At 41.9% G+C, this 19,246-nt stretch carries 16 protein-coding genes and 1 tRNA gene; 11 read left to right on the forward strand and 6 right to left on the reverse strand.

Going from position 1 to position 19,246, the window contains the following annotated elements; translation table 11 throughout:
* Positions 1–44: 44 nt before the first annotated feature.
* Complete coding sequence (prfC, locus tag DYC50_RS05555; protein WP_115249339.1) at positions 45–1,634, reverse strand: peptide chain release factor 3; 1,590 nt, start codon at positions 1,632–1,634, stop codon at positions 45–47.
* 187 nt (positions 1,635–1,821) lie between these two features.
* Between prfC and DYC50_RS05560 the strand changes: the two genes are divergently transcribed.
* Together DYC50_RS05560 and DYC50_RS05565 are read left to right on the forward strand one after the other, a co-directional pair.
* The gene (locus DYC50_RS05560; protein ID WP_115249340.1) at positions 1,822–2,682 is read left to right on the forward strand and encodes a phosphoribosylaminoimidazolesuccinocarboxamide synthase; all 861 of its coding nucleotides are present in this window, start codon (positions 1,822–1,824) and stop codon (positions 2,680–2,682) included.
* A gap of 91 nt (positions 2,683–2,773) precedes the next feature.
* On the forward strand, positions 2,774–3,583 hold the full coding sequence (locus tag DYC50_RS05565) for a hypothetical protein (RefSeq protein WP_115249341.1): 810 nt from the start codon (positions 2,774–2,776) through the stop codon (positions 3,581–3,583).
* A 48-nt stretch (positions 3,584–3,631) separates the two neighbouring features.
* Here DYC50_RS05565 and DYC50_RS05570 read toward each other — a convergent pair whose 3' ends face one another.
* From DYC50_RS05570 to DYC50_RS05585, 4 genes are all read right to left on the reverse strand, one after another.
* Positions 3,632–5,866 carry a nitric-oxide reductase large subunit gene (locus tag DYC50_RS05570; protein ID WP_103855079.1) on the reverse strand — a complete coding sequence of 745 codons (2,235 nt, stop codon included), beginning with the start codon at positions 5,864–5,866 and terminating at the stop codon, positions 3,632–3,634.
* Between the two features lie 227 nt (positions 5,867–6,093).
* Entirely contained in the window at positions 6,094–6,510 is a 417-nt protein-coding gene (locus tag DYC50_RS05575; RefSeq protein WP_115249342.1) for a hypothetical protein, read from the reverse strand.
* Between the two features lie 209 nt (positions 6,511–6,719).
* Positions 6,720–7,508, reverse strand: coding sequence for a S8/S53 family peptidase (locus DYC50_RS05580; RefSeq protein WP_115249343.1), 789 nt, complete (start codon positions 7,506–7,508; stop codon positions 6,720–6,722).
* Positions 7,509–7,667: 159 nt separating this feature from the next.
* Positions 7,668–8,879 carry an aromatic amino acid transport family protein gene (locus DYC50_RS05585; protein ID WP_115249344.1) on the reverse strand — a complete coding sequence of 404 codons (1,212 nt, stop codon included), beginning with the start codon at positions 8,877–8,879 and terminating at the stop codon, positions 7,668–7,670.
* 873 nt (positions 8,880–9,752) lie between these two features.
* Between DYC50_RS05585 and ribH the strand changes: the two genes are divergently transcribed.
* The 8 genes from ribH (at position 9,753) to DYC50_RS05630 (ending at position 15,087) form a co-directional block, all read left to right on the forward strand.
* A complete protein-coding gene (gene ribH / locus DYC50_RS05595) occupies positions 9,753–10,226 on the forward strand; it encodes a 6,7-dimethyl-8-ribityllumazine synthase (protein ID WP_103852964.1) in 474 nt (157 codons plus the stop codon).
* Positions 10,227–10,240: 14 nt separating this feature from the next.
* Complete coding sequence (gene nusB / locus DYC50_RS05600) at positions 10,241–10,669, forward strand: transcription antitermination factor NusB (RefSeq protein WP_115250167.1); 429 nt, start codon at positions 10,241–10,243, stop codon at positions 10,667–10,669.
* Between the two features lie 21 nt (positions 10,670–10,690).
* Entirely contained in the window at positions 10,691–11,734 is a 1,044-nt protein-coding gene (gene thiL / locus DYC50_RS05605; protein WP_115249346.1) for a thiamine-phosphate kinase, read from the forward strand.
* Positions 11,735–11,741: 7 nt separating this feature from the next.
* A complete protein-coding gene (locus DYC50_RS05610) occupies positions 11,742–12,254 on the forward strand; it encodes a phosphatidylglycerophosphatase A family protein (protein WP_115249347.1) in 513 nt (170 codons plus the stop codon).
* Entirely contained in the window at positions 12,254–12,889 is a 636-nt protein-coding gene (locus DYC50_RS05615) for a LysE family transporter (protein WP_115249348.1), read from the forward strand. Before DYC50_RS05610 ends, DYC50_RS05615 begins: the two co-directional genes overlap by 1 nt.
* A gap of 12 nt (positions 12,890–12,901) precedes the next feature.
* Positions 12,902–13,714, forward strand: a complete 813-nt coding sequence (gene dapB / locus DYC50_RS05620; RefSeq protein ID WP_115249349.1) for a 4-hydroxy-tetrahydrodipicolinate reductase — start codon at positions 12,902–12,904, stop codon at positions 13,712–13,714.
* 666 nt (positions 13,715–14,380) lie between these two features.
* Positions 14,381–14,629: a class I ribonucleotide reductase maintenance protein YfaE gene (yfaE, locus tag DYC50_RS05625; protein ID WP_115249350.1), complete on the forward strand. Its 249-nt coding sequence runs from the start codon at positions 14,381–14,383 to the stop codon at positions 14,627–14,629.
* Positions 14,630–14,808: 179 nt separating this feature from the next.
* On the forward strand, positions 14,809–15,087 hold the full coding sequence (locus DYC50_RS05630) for a hypothetical protein (RefSeq protein WP_115249351.1): 279 nt from the start codon (positions 14,809–14,811) through the stop codon (positions 15,085–15,087).
* Between the two features lie 366 nt (positions 15,088–15,453).
* Here DYC50_RS05630 and DYC50_RS05635 read toward each other — a convergent pair.
* A tRNA-Ser gene (locus tag DYC50_RS05635) sits at positions 15,454–15,543 on the reverse strand.
* 234 nt (positions 15,544–15,777) lie between these two features.
* Between DYC50_RS05635 and mfd the strand changes: the two genes are divergently transcribed.
* On the forward strand, positions 15,778–19,212 hold the full coding sequence (mfd, locus tag DYC50_RS05640) for a transcription-repair coupling factor (RefSeq protein WP_172459096.1): 3,435 nt from the start codon (positions 15,778–15,780) through the stop codon (positions 19,210–19,212).
* Positions 19,213–19,246 lie beyond the last annotated feature (34 nt).

A 19,246-nucleotide genomic window follows, 5' to 3' on the forward strand; every position in this document is an offset into this window, starting at 1 on the left:
TTTAAAACGAAAATAAAAATGGGCGAAATGCCCATTTCTGTTTTTTAATGTTCTCTTGTTTTAAAGAACGCGACATCAGGATAACGCTCTTGGGCAAGATTGAGATTAACCATTGTTGGCGCAATATAAGTGAGATTATCCCCCCCATCTAGGGCGAGATTTTGTTCATTTTTGCGTTTAAATTCTTCGAATTTCTTCGCATCATCACATTCCACCCAACGTGCCGTAGCGACATTTACGGTTTCGTAAATGGCTTCAACGTTATATTCTGATTTTAAGCGCGCAACCACCACATCAAACTGTAGCACCCCAACCGCACCAACAATTAAATCATTATTAGTTAATGGTCGGAAAACTTGCACCGCACCTTCTTCGGAAAGCTGTACCAAACCTTTGAGCAATTGCTTTTGTTTGAGCGGATCTTTAAGACGAATGCGGCGGAATAATTCTGGCGCAAAGTTTGGAATGCCAGTGAATTTTAATTCTTCGCCTTGGGTAAAGGTATCGCCAATTTGGATTGTTCCGTGGTTATGCAAGCCGATAATATCACCGGCATAAGCTTCATCGGCGTGGGTGCGATCGCCAGCCATAAAGGTAAGCGCATCAGAAATCACCACATCTTTGCCGATACGAACGTGGCGCAGTTTCATTCCTTTTTCATATTTGCCCGAAACAATACGCATAAACGCAACACGGTCGCGGTGTTTAGGATCCATATTGGCTTGGATTTTAAACACAAATCCGGTCAATTTTTCTTCGCTACTTTCTACAATGCGTGTATCCGCTTGGCGAGCTTGTGGCGCGGGCGCCCATTGGGTTAAGCCATCAAGAAAATGATCAACACCAAAGTTACCCAACGCCGTTCCAAAGAACACAGGGGTTAGTTCACCGCTTAAAAAGAGTGGCAGATCAAACTCGTTAGACGCACCTTTCACTAGCTCTAATTCATCGCGTAATTGTTGCGCTAAATCTGAACCTACGGCCTCATCTAACTCAGGATTATCAAGGCCTTTCACCACGCGCACTTCCTGAATGGTATGCCCTTGTCCTGTTTGGTAAAGATAGGTTTCGTCTTTGTATAAATGATACACGCCTTTGAAAAGCTTTCCGCAACCAATTGGCCAAGTGATAGGCGCACAATGGATATTTAACACGCTTTCCACTTCGTCCAATAATTCCATCGGATCACGAATATCACGGTCTAATTTATTCATAAAGGTGAGAATTGGCGTGTCACGCAGACGGGTAACTTCCATCAATTTAATGGTTCGTTCCTCAACCCCTTTTGCGCTGTCAATGACCATTAAGCAGCTATCTACCGCAGTTAATGTGCGGTAAGTATCTTCCGAGAAATCTTCGTGTCCGGGGGTATCAAGCAAATTCACCAAGCAGTCGTTATAAGGAAATTGCATTACCGAGGTGGTGATGGAAATTCCCCGTTGTTTTTCCATTTCCATCCAGTCGGATTTCGCGTGCTGGGCTGAGCCTTTTCCTTTTACTGAGCCTGCTTTTTGAATGGCATTTCCGTAAAGCAGCACTTTTTCCGTGATCGTGGTTTTACCCGCATCGGGGTGGGAAATAATCGCAAAGGTTCTGCGCTTATTAACTTGTTGTGGATAATCGTTCAAAGACATTGTTCTCTAAGTATATCGTCAAAAAATGGGCTCTATTTTCCCTGATATTTAGCCTATTCTCAATCTTTTATTTTGTCTTTGCGCGATTTTTCCCTGAATGAAAAAAATTAAGCAATCGTTTGCTTCAAAAGGGGAAAAGTGCGGTACAATATGCAACAGTTTTTTCACGAATTAAAAAGAGGCCAAAATGAGCGAGCTAAGTTTAAAAAAAATCTATTCGGGCAAAGTGCGCGATCTCTATGAAATTGATGATAAACGAATGCTGATGGTTGCCACCGATCGTTTATCTGCATTTGATGTGATTTTAGATGATCCTATTCCGCGCAAAGGCGAAATTCTTACCCAGATTTCCAATTTTTGGTTTAATAAATTAGCCTCAATTATGCCGAATCATTTCACTGGCGATACGGTGTATGATGTGTTACCGAAAGCGGAAGCGGATTTAGTCAAAGATCGTGCGGTTGTCTGTAAACGCTTAACGCCGATTAAAATTGAATCTATCGTGCGTGGCTACCTTACAGGAAGCGGCCTAAAAGACTACTTACAAACAGGCACGATTTGTGGCTTGGAATTACCAAAAGGCTTGCAAGAAGCGAGCAAATTACCTGAACCCATTTTCACCCCGTCAAGCAAAGAAGAAGTGGGCAATCACGACATTAATATCAGTTATGCAGAATGTGAACAATTGATTGGCGCAGAACTGGCAGCCCAAGTGAAAGAAAAAGCGCTCGCCCTTTATAAAGCGGCGGCAGAATATGCACTCACTAAAGGCATCATTATTTGTGATACCAAGTTTGAATTTGGTTTAGATGAAAACGGCACGCTCACCTTAATGGACGAAGTGCTAACGCCAGATTCTAGCCGTTTCTGGTCGGTGGATACCTATCAAGAAGGTGTTAATCCCCCATCTTTCGATAAACAATTTATCCGCGATTGGCTAGAAAACAGCGGTTGGAATAAAGAACTCCCAGCGCCAAAAGTTCCCGCAGATGTCATTCAAAAAACCGTGGATAAATACCAAGAAGCGTTGGATTTATTGACGAAATAGTAGAAAAAGAGCGGTTAAAAATCAGAGATATTTTGACCGCTCTTTTAAATTTCTGCATAATGTGCCGCTTAGATGACGAAAAGGAAATATTATGTCAGAAAATCAATCCAAGCCTGTATTTTTTATCACCTGCTTTTTGCCTTTATTATTGTTAATTTCGCTAGATAGCTTCGCCCTTTATTTACAAGGTCAGTCAAAGGCTATTTCACATTTCAGTCTTGCTGTTTTTGTTGCACAATTGCTTTGTATTTTGGTATGTCATAAGGGCGAAATTTGTAATGGGCAACGTTCGCGCTTAATTAAGGTGAATAATTATTTTTTAATTTATTGGATATTTTGGCTCTTGCTAAGCCTATTTTCTAATTATCATTATGTGCTAATGGATATGCTTTGTTTATGTGGAATAGGTACAACCTTAGCCATCTATTTCCAACCAGCAGAAGTTCAGTTGCGTAAATCTATTTTGCTTTTTGCTACGTTATTAGCTGTTCTAGGCATTGTGGTGTATGGGTTAATTTTCACCCAGCTATCTTGGGTGGCTTTATTGCCTTATTCCCCTTTCGGGCAAATTCTATTAGGGGTTATTTTGGCCAATTTGGTTCTTGTGATCAGTAAAAACCGTTTACAAGGATTTATCGCATTATTGCCATTCATAATGATTATTTTCTTACTGCTTAATGCCATTTTTTCTGTTCTGTTAGTTTATTTAGCACTGCAAAGTGCGGTGGTTTTTGCTAATGAATTGGCGTTAGGGCTATACTTTTTATTGCATCTTGTATTAATGGTGATTATTGCTTTTCCAATTATTAAACAGACGAAACTTAGCTATCAAACGCTTTTATTGCTCTTTTTTATTACAGCAAGCCTTCCCATTTGGACGAATTTTGCTTTCTTAAAATAATGAAAAAAATCCCCGCACTTTTTACGGGGATTTTATCAATATAACGATTTATTTTTGTCTTGCAAAAACCATTTTCACCATTTGCCAGAAGAAGGCAAGGGCGCCTAAGCCGAAAATCACATCGCCTAGGATACGCACCCAGCGTAGGGTAACGAAAAGATCTTGCTGCATAAATTCTTCTCCGCGTGCATACCATAAACCGTGTACCATATTGGCGTGTGCTTGGATTACGCCAATTGGTAAAAGGCTTGAAATAATCATCACGACTAAGCCGATATTTAAACTCCAGAAACCAAATTTCATCAGTTTGTCATCAAATTGAATGCTTGGGCGTAAGTAACGCACGATGAGAAACACAAAGCCAAGAGCAAGGAAGCCATAAACCCCAAATAACGCAGCGTGTGCGTGTACTGCCGTTGTGTTTAGCCCTTGGACATAGTAAAGCGAAATAGGTGGATTGATTAAGAAACCAAATACGCCAGCGCCTAACATATTCCAAAATGCCACGGCGACAAAGCAGTAAATTGGCCATTTTAAGCGTTCCATCCAAGGTGCTTTTTGTTGCATTGACCAATGCTCCCAGGCTTCATAACCGAGTAACACGAGTGGTACAACTTCTAACGCGGAGAACGATGCTCCAACGGCGATAATTGGTGTGGTAGCCCCGGCAAAATACAGGTGGTGGAATGTGCCAGGAATACCTCCAATTAAGAAGATTGATGCTGACGCAATAGTGGAAACGGTTGCAGTGCGGCGTGAAACTAAGCCTAAGCTGACAAAAATAAAGGAAAGTGCCGCCACAGAGAATACTTCAAAGAAGCCTTCAACCCAAAGGTGTACTACCCACCAGCGCCAATATTCCATCACAGATAAATGAGTGTGTTCGCCATAGAACAAGGCCGGGCCATAGAATAAACCAATAGCGATAACAGAAGCAAAGAACAAGGCGAGTAGGTTTTTATCGCCAGGTTGTTTAAAGGCATTGATAGTGCCGCGTAGCATTAGGATTAGCCAGAATAAAATACCTGCATATTTTACTGCTTGCCAGAAACGTCCGAGATCGATAAATTCATAGCCTTGATGACCGAACATAAAGCTCAGTTCTTTTGGAATTTGGTGAGCAATTGCTAAATAGCTGCCAGTAAATGATCCCACAACTAAGACAACTAGCGCCCAAAATAGAATATCGACACCGAGTTTTTGATATTTTGGATCTTTGCCACCATTGATAATCGGCGCAAGGAATAAGCCACCAGCTAAGAATGCCATTGCGATCCAGAATAATGCACTTTGAACGTGCCAAGTGCGAATTAAGGAATAAGGTAAATATTCAGAAAGTGGAATACCGTAGAAATCTTGTCCTTCTACCGTGTAATGGGCCACGATTGTACCAAAGGTAACTTGTGCAATGAATAATGCGACCACGGTGAATAGATATTTACCCAAGGCTTTTTGTGAAGGTGTAAGCTGAATTTTAGTGAGCGGATCAACCACATCTGGTGTTGGATCTTTTTCATCTTCTTTTTTCTTGAATGCCCACACCCAAACCATCATTCCAATCCCTAGGATTAAGAAAACGATACTGGCAATTGACCACATAATATTTTCTGCCGTTGGCACATTATTAATGAGTGGTTCGTGCGGCCAGTTATTGGTGTAAGTGGCATCTGTATTTGGACGATTAGCCGAAGCAGTCCAAGCTGTCCAGAAGAAAAACTTGGTTAAATCTTGACGATCCGATAATGCCGGCAGAGTGTTATCTTTCATCGCAAAATGATCGCGAGTGAGTTTAAATTGCGGATCATCACCGTATAAGGAAATATAATATTGTGCTGTTTTTTCAATAGCTTGCTGACGCGTATCAGATAATTGCACCGCACCATTTTCAACTTTGCTTCCACGATATTCGCGGGTTAAGCGAGATTGCAACACAGCCTTTTGATCATCATCTAAAGCATCAAAATTTTTACCAAATTCTTTTTGTGCGGTAATGTCTAACCAATTGGTGAGTTCTCGATGTAACCAGTCTGCCGTCCAATCGGGGGCTTGGTAAGCGCCGTGTCCCCAAATTGAACCAAGTTGCATTCCCCCAGTTGTTTGCCACGCCGTTTGGCCTTGCAAAATATCTTGTTTAGTTATCAAGGTTTCACCATTGGCATTGACATATTTTTCTGGAATGGGCGGCGCTTCACGATAAATATCCACTCCAAAATAACCGAGAATAGAAAATGCGCCGATAAGCACCACAATTAAGGTGTACCAGAGCTTTTTGTATTGCCCCATAATAGATCTCCATAGTTTAAGTAAATAGAGCATTTGCAGCTCAGAAAAATACTGTCAAATGATAGCCATATGACAGCACGAATTAATACCTGACTAATTTTATCAGGTATTTTTGTGTGTGGAGATAAAAGTGGTATTTTGTTGCGTTAGATCAAATTTCTAAAAAATAAAGTGCGGTGGAAAATGTATAAAAAAAATCGCCATTCAATGAATGACGATTTTATCGATTAAAAAGAATAACTTAGATTAATATCTGTACCTTTTTGGTGGTAGTTACCAACATTGACGCTTATAGATATTTTCCAATTTTTGTATTGATAGCTACTGCCCGCACCAAACTGTACTTGGGTTTTCGGGTAAATCTTATTGCGTTGATCTACCTTAGCTTGCACGCCGACATAATTTACCTCGCCTTTGGTTTTGCTGGATAAGGTTTTTTGCACGCGCGTGTGAGCAAAAAGATTGATATTACCGAATTGGTAATTAAGCTGGGAAACCGCACCAAGACTACTAAATTGGGTTTTCAGTTTGCTAATTTGCACATCATTGCTCGTTGCCAAATGTGATAATTCTTTGTATCCATAGGCAAGATCAAACATATTTTGCCAGCTTAAATTCGCCGTAATCGGATAACGCCACGCCATTCCAACATTGGCACCATAGCCCGTTGTGCGGCCTTCATTGTTGTTGCGTTCAGCATTTAAAGCTGCTTTGATATTTCAGCTTACCTTTGCCGTAATTCACCGCATCGAACAATTCAACTTGTGGCGATAAAGCATAGCCGTAGCGGAGTTGCAATTCGGTAAATCTTTTTTTTAAGGATTTAGTTACCGCTTTGTAACGTTCTTCATAGTTATGTTGCTGATTGCTTAACCTTATCTTTTAAATTGGTTCTTAATGACGTATAGTCATTAAAATCAAGTAATGCTAGTACTGAAGTATAAGGATTATCTGGATATTGAGTATGATCATTACCTGTTGCAAATAATTGTAATGAGCCTTGCTGAGCTATTTCAGCGACCTTATCCCCATATTGTTTCCACCGTTCTTCAATATATTGAAGATAAGGACTTTCCAGATCTCTATCCGCAATTTCTTCATTCCAAATATGGGCAATAACAGGGGCATATTCTTTGGTTTGTGCTTTTAATTGCTCATTTGCGGCTTTAGTCGCAGGGAGTCTGCGCGTCCAATCGCTATCTGTAAGCCCTAGTCGTTGAACAGCGTAAATTTGCCCGTGTTGTGCGGTATTGAGCAATATACGAGCCATTTCCGTTCCGTGCAGATCGTAAAAAAAGCGCTCAAAGTCATAACGATCAGGATATTCTTTGTTAGGTGAAAATTCTGTTGTTACTCTAAACCCGTCTGGCGGGTCCTTGTCTTCAATTATTTCTTCTGGATAAATTTCCCTTTCATTAAAAGAACGTAAATCTAACCCCGTATCAACTAGGATCGCTCTTGCAAGTTTAACAAAATCACTTGTCGCCGTGCGATCGGTGTCTTGCCAATCGACTTCTGATGGGGAGTTTTCGGCTAAATCTTTTAATTTTTCCACCGCACTTTGGCGATCAAGGGAAAAGAGCAAAGGGCTATGTAAGGCAAGGGCAACGGCCATTGCAATCGGTGTAAATCTGATATTCATAATAGGATAAAAAGGTGAGATAAATTTCGCTAATTCTATATTTTTTGAAAAGCAGTTTCAATAAAAATAATAATGCTTTTTAGGTGTAAGGCTTGTGATATGGATAAAAAAGCCGATCTAATGATCGGCTTAAGTGAAATTTTCTGTTAAATCAATTTATTAACCAATCACTTGTGGTAAATAACCGGCTTGGATTAAGAATGGCACATTCATAATTAATAAACCTAATAACAGCGCAAGAATTAAGCCTAAGCCACCGCCCATTACGCGATATGGTAAATCTGGATAACGTTTTCTTGCGCGCCACGCCAAGCCCACAGGCAATACTAAGCCATAGAAAGTGAACATTTGTCCTGCATAGCCAAGGGCAGCGATAAAGCCGTCTGGGTAGAATAGCGCAAATGCCAACGGCGGGATAAAGGTCAATAAGCCTAGTTGAATACGGTGCGCCTTAATGTTTACACGTTTTAATAAATCGTCTAAGCAGTCAAACAGCGATAACGCCACGCCAAGGAATGAGGTTACCAATGCAAGGGTTGAGAATGTTCTCACCGCGCCACTGATTAATGAGCTACCTGTGGCTTGGAATGTCGCATTGATTAAGCCATTCAAGGTTGGATCATTATTCACAATTCGCACGAATTCCGATTGTGGGAACACGCCGTGGGTTGCCATTTGCCATAAAATATAGGCCACTAATGGGATAGCCGTACCGCCGATAATAGCAATGCGTAAACGTTTAATATCGCCATCTAAGTATTTGTTAATACTAGGAATAATAACGTGGAAGCCAAATGACGTGAAGAACACAGGGCTTGCGGATACAATCAAGAAATCTTTCAATGGCATTGCAAGCAAGTTATCGCTTGTTACCAATGGCAACATCATTGCCAACACCAGCACGAACGCCACCAGTTTAATCACGAATAATAAACGGGTGAGTGCGTCCACCGCACCTGTGCTGATGACGATAAACACGCCTAGCACCACCGTGAATAGCACGATGGAAACGGAAGTCGCATTATCCCCTAAAAACGGCAATAATCCCGCTAACAACGAACCGCCACCTGTTACATAGGCGGAAAGAATGGCGTACATAAAAATCACTAGCGAAAGGGTCGCTAACACACGCCCCGTCATACCGAAATATTGTTCAGCGAGTGTCGCAATTCCTGCGTCTTTGCGTTCAGCTTTTTGATATACTTCAACAAACAGCAACGCACTGTAAGAAAGCAAAATCCACAGGATAAAGAGCAACGCAAGAGTATAGCCAAAACCCATTTCTGCCGAAGTGAGCGGCATCGCCAACATCCCCGCCCCAATTGTCGTCCCCGCTACGAGCAAGGCACTTCCAAATGTCTTGTTTTTCATAATATTTTCCTAGTTAAACTAAAAGTGCGGTAGATTTTACCGCACTTTTTAGAAAATGTAATTATTTTTTTACGGGGTGTTTTTATTTCTTTACAAATTAGGTTGATGGTTGTTTTTTGCGTTAAATAGCTTTTTTCTTTGGGATAGATAACGGATTTCGCTCGTTGAGCGACTTCCTTTCTTTTGCGTTCCCAAAAGAAAGTAAGCAAAGAAAAGGGAATCCCGATCAAACCGCTTTTCCTCATTCCGATAAAATTTTCTTCACAAAAAATCAGCCTGATGTTCGCTACGCTCTCGCTCGGCGTGATTTTTCTAAAAATTTTATCTCCATTCGGGCGGTTTGGACGGGGAATACGGTTAGGGTGAATTTTAAAGTGCGGTGGGAATTTTTGGATTTTTAGAAAGTGCAAAGAAAATTCCCTTATCTCAGCCACTGCGTGGCTGTACTATCTAACCGCCTACGGCTTGTAGGTGGTGAAGTGTCTTCCAAAACAAATCTCCCCTAACCCCTCTTTACTAAAGAGGGGGACTAGTAGGTGTAACCTATTGAAAGCGTATTATCATCTCCCGTGTAAATTGCCTTCATTTTTAACAAATTTTTAGAAAAGTAATGCCTGAACGCAGCGCAGCGAGTATGGGCTTACTTTTTGTTAAGAAAATTTGTTAAAAATGAAGATAAGCAATTTAGTCGGGTGCTTTTTTCTTTGCCTACTTTCTTTTGAGCAAGCAAAAGAAAGTAGGTCGCTCAACGAGCGAAACTCGTTATTAACCACAAAGAAAATCTTCTCTAACCCTAAGAATAAAATATCTCAACCTTAATTTTTTATGATAAAATCCGCCCCTATTTCCATAACATCAAACATAGGACAGATTATGAAAGTATTAGAAGGCGCGATTGCAGCACCAAACGCTAAAGTTGCGGTGGTGATTGCACGTTTTAACAGCTTTATTAACGAAAGTTTATTAGAAGGCGCATTAGATGCCTTAAAACGTGTTGGGCAAGTGAAAGATGAAAACATCACCTTAGTGCGCGCACCGGGGGCTTATGAGTTGCCATTAGTGGCTCGCCGTTTAGCGGAAAGCAAAAAATATGATGCGATTGTGGCATTAGGCACGGTGATCCGTGGCGGTACAGCGCATTTTGAATATGTAGCAGGCGAGGCGAGTAGCGGTTTAGGCCAAGTGGCGATGCAAGCGGAAATCCCCGTGGCATTTGGCGTATTAACCACTGAAAATATTGAACAAGCCATTGAACGAGCAGGCACAAAAGCGGGAAATAAAGGCGCAGAAGCGGCATTAGTGGCTTTAGAAATGATCAACTTATTAGCACAAATTGATAACGCATAATGGCTGAACTTGCAATGAACGATAAAGTAAAGAAACCAAGCCAGCGCCGCCGTGCCAGAGAATGTGCGGTGCAAGCCCTTTATTCTTGGTATGTGTCGCAAAATCCTATTGAAGAAGTGGAATTAGCGTTTATTACCGAGCAGGATATGCAAGGCGTGGATATGCCTTATTTCCGCAAATTATTGCGTCAAACCGCAGAAAATATTGAAGCGGTTGAAGCGACAATGACCCCTTATTTGGATCGTAGCCTTGATGAATTAGATCCTATCGAGCGTGCGATTTTACGTTTAGCGGTGTATGAACTGAAATTCGAGCTAGACGTGCCTTATAAAGTGGCAATCAATGAAGCCATTGAAGTGGCAAAAGTATTCGGGGCAGATGACAGCCACCGTTATGTGAATGGTGTATTGGATAAAGTTGCACCTGCCTTATCGCGTAAATAATCATTTCAGGGAAGGAAGCCAATGAGTGAAGGCGAATTTGATCTAATTAAACGATATTTTAATGCGTCTAAGCGCCCTTCCCGTAAAGATGTGATTGTTGCCATTGGTGATGATTGTGCGATTACCGAACATCGGCAAAACCAACGCATTGCCATTACAACAGATACTATGGTGGAAAATACCCATTTTCTGCCATCTATTTCTCCCGCCGATCTGGCTTATAAAGCCGCTGCGACCAATTTAAGCGATCTGGCCGCAATGGGCGCAGAACCTGCGTGGTTCTCCCTTGCTTTAACCTTACCCCATATAGATCATCAATGGCTGCAATCCTTTAGCCAAAGTTTTTTTGACGTGTTGGATCACTATAATGTGGATCTGATTGGCGGCGATACGACCAAAGGTGCCTTACACGTCATTAGCATCACCGCACAAGGTATTATCCCCAAAGGCAAGGCGTTATGTCGCCACAGTGCTAATGTGGGCGATTGGGTTTATGTGTCTGGCACCCTTGGCGATAGCGCAGGAGGCTTGGCATTATTGCTGAATTCCGTAAAGAAAACGGCTACGCAAATTCCTGCGCAAGCGCAAAGTGCGGTGCAAAATGGGACAGATCTTGAGCGCGATTATTTAATTCAGCGCCACCTTCGTCCTACACCCCGAGTGTTGCTTGGCTTGGAGTTAGCAGTATCCGCCCTTGCCAGTTCTGCCATTGATATTTCAGATGGACTGATTGCCGATTTGGGGCATATTTTAGAACGTAGCCAATGTAGTGCGGTGATAAATTTAGATAAATTGCCGTTGTCCAATGCTTTGATTAACACCTTCGGGCGCGCTCAAGCAGAGCAGTTTGCTTTAACTGGCGGTGAAGATTATGAGCTATGTTTTACCGTACCAGATCGTCAGCGTGAAAAACTCGATCAGCATTTAAAACACATTGGCGTAAATTATACCTGTATCGGCCAGCTCCGCGCGTTACGCCCAAATGGCAAAAAACGCCTTGTTTTTCAACGTAATGGGCAAGAAGTGGACGTAGCACATACTGGCGGTTTCGATCATTTTAAATAGAAAAATTATGCAAAATACAGCCCAACAAGATCCCCGTAACCGACTTTCTTTAACCAATCCCGTGCATTTACTGGCAGTTGGGTTTGGCTCAGGCTTGCTTCGCCCCGCCCCCGGCACTTGGGGAAGTTTAGCTGCCACGTTAATTGGCGCGGCGCTCTTGCAGATTATGCCACTAAAAATTTTCCTTTTTTTCACCGCACTTTGTTTTGTGGCTGGTTGCTTTATTTGCCAGAAAACCGCTGATGATATGGGCGTTCACGATCACGGCGCGATTGTGTGGGACGAATTTGTGGGCATTTTTATGGTGCTTGCGGTGTTGCCTGAAATCAATCTACTATGGTGTGCGGTCGGTTTTGCGGTATTCCGTCTTTTCGATATTTTGAAGCCTTATCCGATCCGCTATTTCGATCGTAAATTGAAAAGTGGCTTTGGCATTATGATAGATGATGTGTTGGCAGCAATTTATAGCATAATTACGATTTATTTGTTGTTGTATGTTCTGTTAGAGGTTTTTTTGTAATGTGGACAGTATTATTTGTTAATTTTGCTGGTTTACTTAGCCCCGGACCAGATTTTTTCTACGTAAGCCGCAAAGCCGCAAGTGAAAGCCATCGCAATGCCGTAGGTGGCGCATTAGGCATTGCATTAGGAATCCTATTTTGGTCAGCAGCGGTGATTTTTGGCTTAGCGCTGATTAATCGCACCAATAATTTAGTGCAATATATCATTATGTGCTTAGGCGGCAGCTATCTCGCTTACTGCGGAATCAAAATGCTACGCGTTACCCAAAACGCACAATTAACCGATTCTAGCCAACAAAAAATAAAGCAAACGTCCTTTTTTAGCGAAGTGATGAAAGGCTTATTCATCAACATCAGCAATGCTAAAGTGATCGTATTTTTCAGCAGTGTGCTGTCAGGGTTTATGACGAGCTTTTCTGGCACGACAGAAATTGTACTTATCATCGTGCTTCTGGCCTTGGAAAGTTTTCTCTATTTTGTGCTGATTGGTTTTTTCTTTTCGCGCAAAATCGTGCGCGATTTTTACAATCGCTACAATCGTTATATCGATAATTTTGCTGGTTTAGTTTTCCTATTTTTCGGTGGTGAACTGATTTATTCAGGCTTAACCACCATTATTGAACTCACCTCGTAACAGGAGTAGAAAATGACATTAAAAATTGCCGTGGTAGGTGCAGGTGGCCGTATGGGACGCCAATTAATTCAAGCCGTACATAGCGCAGAAGGCGTGGAATTAGGCGCAGCTTTTGAACGTAAAGGCTCATCATTAGTAGGCGCAGATGCGGGTGAATTAGCAGGCGTTGGACAACTTGGCGTGAAAGTTTCTGATGATTTAAACGCAGAAAAAGATCATTTCGATTTAATCATTGATTTCACCCGCCCTGAAGGCACGTTAGCGCACTTGGATTTTTGCGTTCAACACCAGAAAAAAATGGTGATTGGCACAACAGGCTTTGACGATGCAGGCAAAGCTGCGATCAAAGCTGCTGCAGAAAAAATTGGTATCGTGTTTGCGTCTAACTTCAGCGTGGGCGTAAACCTCGTGTTCAAATTGTTAGAAAAAGCCGCCAAAGTGATGGGCGATTATTGCGACATTGAAATCATCGAAGCACACCACCGCCACAAAGTGGACGCACCCTCAGGCACAGCTTTATCAATGGGTGAACATATTGCCAAAACCCTCGGACGAGATCTCAAAACCCACGGCGTGTTCTGTCGCGATGGTATCACAGGCGAACGCAAACGCGATGAAATCGGCTTCGCCACCATTCGCGCCAGCGATGTAGTGGGCGAGCATAGCGTATGGTTTGCCGATATTGGCGAACGTGTCGAAATCTCTCACAAAGCCTCAAGCCGAATGACCTTCGCCAACGGCGCCGTGCGTGCAGCCAAATGGCTCGAGGGCAAAGAAAAAGGCCTGTTTGATATGACAGATGTGTTGAGTTTGAATGAGCTTTAAAGTTTGTTGAATTAAAAGTGCGGTGGGAATTTTTGGATTTTTTAAAATTCCGTGGAAAATGACCGCACTTTGTTGTTTTTTGTGATCTGCACCACAATAAGTTTGTTCATTCATCATTAACCTGCCTTGCATTCGGGTTTAAGTCTGGCAACTGTTCGGTTTTTTGGTGAAATGTTATCTGCTCTCATTGCTACAACTCGGTTTGTTGCCTAGGGTGGGCGCGAGATGCAGATAACGGGGTTTTGTTGCTATTTTATATTAATTTTAATATACAAGGGTGGGCTTCAGCCCACCTAAAACAAAAACATAGGCAACTCACGGAGTGAAAACAGCAAAATGGTGGGCTGCAGCCCACCCTACGAGATATGAAGGCGTATCATAATTTCCCGTGTAAATTGCCTTCATTTTTAACAAATTTTTAGAAAAGTAACGCCTGAACGCAGCGTAGCGAGTATGGGCTTACTTTTCGTTAAGAAAATTTGCTAAAAATGAAGAACAGCAATTTAGTCGGGGGCTTTTTTCTTTGTCTACTTTTTTTGAGCAAGCAAAAGAAAGTAAGTCGCTCAACGGCGAAACCCGTTATTAATTACAAAGAAAAAAAGAAATTTATCTCACGAAAAAGAAATTTTACTCAAATACGATTATTTCAATATCCCACTTTAAAAAATGAAAATCACCCTATTAAAACAAAAAATCACCCTTGAACATCATAACGAAATGCCGTTACTTCAAAAATTAGAAATCAACGGCATTTATCCTGAATATCAGTGCCGTTCGGGGTATTGCGGCGCTTGTCGCACAAAAATAAAAAAGGGTAACGTTCGTTATAATGAACCACCACTTGCTTTTGTAAATGAAAACGAAGTGCTACTTTGCTGCTGCCAAGTGGAAAGTGATTTAGAGTTAGAGTTATAAAGTGTGGTGCTTTCATATAAAAGCAAGATTATAATCGACATATTTAACTTTAACGCTTTTTCAAGGGAAAATAATATAGCTTTACGGAATTAAGGAGATTGCAATAATAATGAACGAAATAGTGTGACTACTGACGGGTATTTGCTCGATTGAAGATATATAAATTTTGGAGATAAACGATGAATGAATTTAGTATAGGCTTTATATTAGCAATGATAGGTTTTAAGCGAATATTTGCATTTATTATGCTTGCCGTTGTTGGTTTCGTTTATATCCATTATGGTGTGAAATTGATCGACTTAATCCCATTAAGTGATGAATACTATCGTGGTTTGCTATATGCGCTAATTTTACCTGGCATTCCCCTAATATTAAGTGTTATTTGGATTATTAAAATTTTACGAGACCCAACGCTAACGAAAGAAGAAAAAATAAATCGATTATTTGGTCAATATTAAATAATCAGTTAATGGACACAAGCTCGCTATTTAGCGGGCTTTTTTATTGGAGGGAAGAATGTCCCATATTAGGCGAAATCCCAAATCTTAGCGCATAGGTTTTAGATTTTGAACGGTAGTATTGGTTAAAGGTTTAACAATTTTGCTCATATCTCATAACCTTATGAAAAATAAAGGATAATTAACCTTTTAGAACCCTCGTAAAAATCCCTTTAAGGTGAGGGAGCTAAACAGGGATCTAAAAAGTGTGGATATAAGCAAACAAAGAAAAACAAAAATGAACAAAGACGAACAGTAACATATTGTTTCTGTTGTATTTTTTTTTTGAAATTTTGAACGTAGGCGAACTGTAGAAAAACAGTATAATGGCGGTGAGAGGGGGATTCGAACCCCCGATGCACTTTCGCACATACACGCTTTCCAGGCGTGCTCCTTCAACCACTCGGACATCTCACCATCGGGAAGTATTGGCTGAATATAAAGATTTCATTGGCTTTCGTCAAGCGTTTTTCCGCCTTCGGTGCTTAACTGGTTAAAATAGGGGCAGTCAAAGTGAGCGGTGGATTATTTGAGTTTTGATACTGTGTAAAACAACAGTGTTTTTCTTTGCAATCAAGGGGATTTCCGCTAAACTAAGCATAATTTTAATCCGTAAAAATAGATGAAAAAAGCACCGCACTTAGCCTTATGATGTATTTTGATTTGAATATTCCAACGCAAGCCAATGATCACAAAATTTTAGCCAATGTTATTGCAGGTAGCGATACCTTAGCCCTTGCAGAAATTGCCCAGAGCCACCAAGGGCTTACCGTAGTTGTAACGCCAGATACGCGAAGTGCGGTGCGCTTATCGAAAGTTTTGGCGGAATTCGTTTCGCAGCCTGTTACCTTTTTTCCTGATTGGGAAACCTTGCCTTATGACAGCTTTTCGCCGCATCAAGATATTATTTCTTCACGGCTCAGTGCGTTATTCCATTTGCAAAATGCAAAAAACGGCATTTTCATTTTGCCGATCAGCACCTTAATGCAAAAAATTTGCCCGCCTGAGTATTTGCAACACAATGTGTTGTTGATTAAAAAAGGCGATCGCATTGTGATTAATGATTTCCGTCTGAAGTTAGAAAATGCGGGTTATCGTGCGGTGGAACAGGTGCTGGAACACGGCGAATATGCGCTGCGTGGGGCGTTGCTCGATCTGTTTCCAATGGGAAGTGCGGTGCCTTTTCGTTTAGATTTTTTTGATGATGAGATTGATAGCATTCGCACCTTTGATGTAGATACGCAGCGTACGTTAGAAGAAATTCCTTCAATTCGTTTATTGCCAGCGCAAGAGTTCCCTACCGATAGCAAAGGCATTGAGTTTTTCCGCGCGAAATTTCGTGATACCTTTGGTGAGATTCGCCGTGATCCTGAGCATATTTATCAACAGGTTAGCAAAGGCACGTTGGCAGCAGGGATTGAGTATTGGCAGCCGCTGTTTTTTGAACAAATGGCCACCTTATTTGATTATTTGCCTGAACAGACGTTATTTGTGGATTTTGAGAGTAACCAGCAACAAGGTGAGCGTTTTTACCAAGATTGTGAACAGCGTTATGAAAGCCGCCGTGTTGATCCAATGCGCCCTTTATTACCGCCAGATCAGCTTTGGTTGCCCATTGACCAAATTAATCATCAGCTCAAACATTTTCCTAAAATCACCTTGAAAGCGGTGAAAGTGGCGCGTGCTTCTGTGCGTCAGCAAAACTTGCCCGTACAAGCCTTGCCAGATTTAAGCCTAAAATTGCAACAAAAAGAACCGCTCTTACCTTTGCAACAATTTATGACGCAGTTTAATGGTGATATTGTCTTTTGTGTGGAAACAGAAGGACGGCGCGAAACCTTGCTTGATTTGCTCAGTCCGCTGAAATTAAGACCAAAACAAATTGCGCATCTTTCAGATTTGCAAGAAAAGCAAAGTTTGCTTATTTGTAGCCAAGATCGTGGTTTTATTGTGGATAAAGGCAAGGCTTCTCTTGCGTTGATTACGGAAACAGAATTGCTCGGCGAACGAGTGCAACAGCGCAGCCGAGATCGACAAAAATCGGTTAATCCTGATACCTTAATTCGTCATTTAGCGGAGCTTAAAATTGGTCAGCCAGTGGTGCATTTAGATCACGGTGTAGGGCGTTATGCTGGCTTGGTGACACTAGAAAATGCGGGAATAAAATCGGAATTTTTGCTACTGCAATATGCTAATGATTCCAAACTTTATGTGCCGGTAACCTCACTGCATTTGATTAGCCGTTATGTAGGCGGCTCGGAAGAAACCGCGCCGTTGCATAAATTAGGCAGTGATGCTTGGGCGAAGAGCCGCCAGAAAGCAGCGGAGAAAATTCGTGATGTAGCCGCTGAATTGCTTGATGTGTACGCGCGCCGCGAAGCGCAAAAAGGCTTTGCATTTCATTATGATCGTGATGAGTTTATGCAGTTTTCAGCTACTTTCCCTTTTGAAGAAACCTTGGATCAAATGACGGCAATCAATGCGGTAATTTCTGATATGACGCAGCCGAAAGCGATGGATCGTCTAGTTTGCGGTGATGTGGGATTTGGTAAAACAGAAGTGGCAATGCGTGCCGCATTTTTAGCGGTGATGAACCATAAACAAGTGGCAGTGCTTGTGCCGACCACGCTTCTTGCTCAGCAACATTACGAGAACTTTAAAGATCGCTTTGCCAACTTGCCGGTGAATGTGGAAGTGCTTTCACGCTTTAAAACGGCGAAAGAGCAAAAAGCCCTGCTTGCTGATTTAGCGGAAGGCAAGATTGATATTCTAATCGGCACGCACAAACTCATTCAGCCAGAAGTGAAATTTAAGGATCTCGGCCTGCTGATTATTGATGAAGAGCATCGTTTTGGCGTGCGTCAAAAAGAAAAAATCAAGCAACTGCGTGCCAATGTGGATATTCTCACCCTTACGGCAACGCCAATTCCACGCACCTTAAATATGGCGATGAATGGCATTCGTGATCTTTCTATTATCTCCACGCCACCTGCGCGCCGTTTAACCATTAAAACCTTTGTGCGACAGGCTGATGATTTAATTATTCGTGAAGCAATTTTGCGTGAAATTCTGCGTGGTGGACAAGTTTATTATTTGCATAATGATGTGGCGAGCATTGAAAATTGTGCGGAAAATCTTGCCGCATTTGTACCAGAAGCACGCATTGTGATCGGCCACGGGCAAATGCGAGAGCGTGAGTTAGAACGTGTGATGTCTGATTTTTATCATCAGCGCTATAACGTGCTAGTTTGCTCCACTATTATTGAAACAGGGATTGATGTTCCAACAGCGAACACCATCATCATTGAACGCGCGGATCGCTTTGGCTTAGCACAATTACACCAACTGCGTGGGCGAGTGGGGCGTTCGCATCATCAAGCCTATGCCTATTTGCTCACGCCACCGCCAAAAGCAATGACAAAAGATGCCTTGAAACGCCTTGAAGCCTTGGAAAGTCTGGATAACCTTGGCGCAGGTTTTATGTTGGCAACGCAAGATTTAGAAATTCGTGGCGCAGGGGAGTTGCTTGGTGATGAGCAAAGTGGACAAATTGAAAGCATTGGTTTTTCTTTATATATGGATCTGCTAGAAAGTGCGGTGAATGCGTTGAAAGAGGGGCGTGAACCTTCTCTTGATGAACTCACCCAGCGCCAAGTTGAAATTGATTTGCGTATTCCAGCCTTATTGCCAGATGACTACCTAGGCGATGTGAATATGCGTCTTGGTTTTTATAAACGCATTGCAGGGGCAGAAAATACGCACGAGCTTGATGAATTAAAAGTGGAGCTTATCGACCGCTTCGGACTATTGCCGCAGCCTGCCAAGAATTTATTACAAATTGCCCAACTGCGTTTGCAAGCCAAGCCATTGCAGATCATTCGCATTGAAGCGACAGCACAAGGAGGCTTTATTGAGTTTTCCCCTCAAGCGAGCCTTGATCCAACAAAATTTTTGCAACTGATTCAGCAATTCCCTGCGGTGTATCGCTTTGACGGCCCAACGAAATTTAGATTTCAGCGTGATTTAACCGATAACAAAGTGCGGTTGGATTTTGTTACAGAATTGCTTCAAGCGTTACAACCCTAGGCACGGAAATATAATGAATTAATGGCAAAATCGT

It is taken from the genome of Avibacterium avium (assembly GCF_900454535.1).
In the GTDB taxonomy this organism is placed as follows: Bacteria; Pseudomonadota; Gammaproteobacteria; order Enterobacterales; family Pasteurellaceae; genus Avibacterium; species Avibacterium avium.

Excerpts from the sequence above, each read along its gene's own strand:
- DYC50_RS05610 (WP_115249347.1), top strand. The coding sequence starts at position 11,742 with ATGCAAAATACAGCCCAACAAGATCCCCGTAACCGACTTTCTTTAACC.
- DYC50_RS05560 (WP_115249340.1), top strand. The coding sequence starts at position 1,822 with ATGAGCGAGCTAAGTTTAAAAAAAATCTATTCGGGCAAAGTGCGCGAT.
- yfaE (WP_115249350.1), top strand. The coding sequence starts at position 14,381 with ATGAAAATCACCCTATTAAAACAAAAAATCACCCTTGAACATCATAAC.
- DYC50_RS05615 (WP_115249348.1), top strand. The coding sequence starts at position 12,254 with ATGTGGACAGTATTATTTGTTAATTTTGCTGGTTTACTTAGCCCCGGA.
- thiL (WP_115249346.1), top strand. The coding sequence starts at position 10,691 with ATGAGTGAAGGCGAATTTGATCTAATTAAACGATATTTTAATGCGTCT.
- nusB (WP_115250167.1), top strand. The coding sequence starts at position 10,241 with ATGAACGATAAAGTAAAGAAACCAAGCCAGCGCCGCCGTGCCAGAGAA.
- DYC50_RS05585 (WP_115249344.1), bottom strand. The coding sequence starts at position 8,879 with ATGAAAAACAAGACATTTGGAAGTGCCTTGCTCGTAGCGGGGACGACA.
- DYC50_RS05570 (WP_103855079.1), bottom strand. The coding sequence starts at position 5,866 with ATGGGGCAATACAAAAAGCTCTGGTACACCTTAATTGTGGTGCTTATC.
- mfd (WP_172459096.1), top strand. The coding sequence starts at position 15,778 with ATGTATTTTGATTTGAATATTCCAACGCAAGCCAATGATCACAAAATT.
- ribH (WP_103852964.1), top strand. The coding sequence starts at position 9,753 with ATGAAAGTATTAGAAGGCGCGATTGCAGCACCAAACGCTAAAGTTGCG.
- prfC (WP_115249339.1), bottom strand. The coding sequence starts at position 1,634 with ATGTCTTTGAACGATTATCCACAACAAGTTAATAAGCGCAGAACCTTT.
- dapB (WP_115249349.1), top strand. The coding sequence starts at position 12,902 with ATGACATTAAAAATTGCCGTGGTAGGTGCAGGTGGCCGTATGGGACGC.
- DYC50_RS05630 (WP_115249351.1), top strand. The coding sequence starts at position 14,809 with ATGAATGAATTTAGTATAGGCTTTATATTAGCAATGATAGGTTTTAAG.
- DYC50_RS05575 (WP_115249342.1), bottom strand. The coding sequence starts at position 6,510 with ATGGCGTGGCGTTATCCGATTACGGCGAATTTAAGCTGGCAAAATATG.
- DYC50_RS05580 (WP_115249343.1), bottom strand. The coding sequence starts at position 7,508 with ATGAATATCAGATTTACACCGATTGCAATGGCCGTTGCCCTTGCCTTA.
- DYC50_RS05565 (WP_115249341.1), top strand. The coding sequence starts at position 2,774 with ATGTCAGAAAATCAATCCAAGCCTGTATTTTTTATCACCTGCTTTTTG.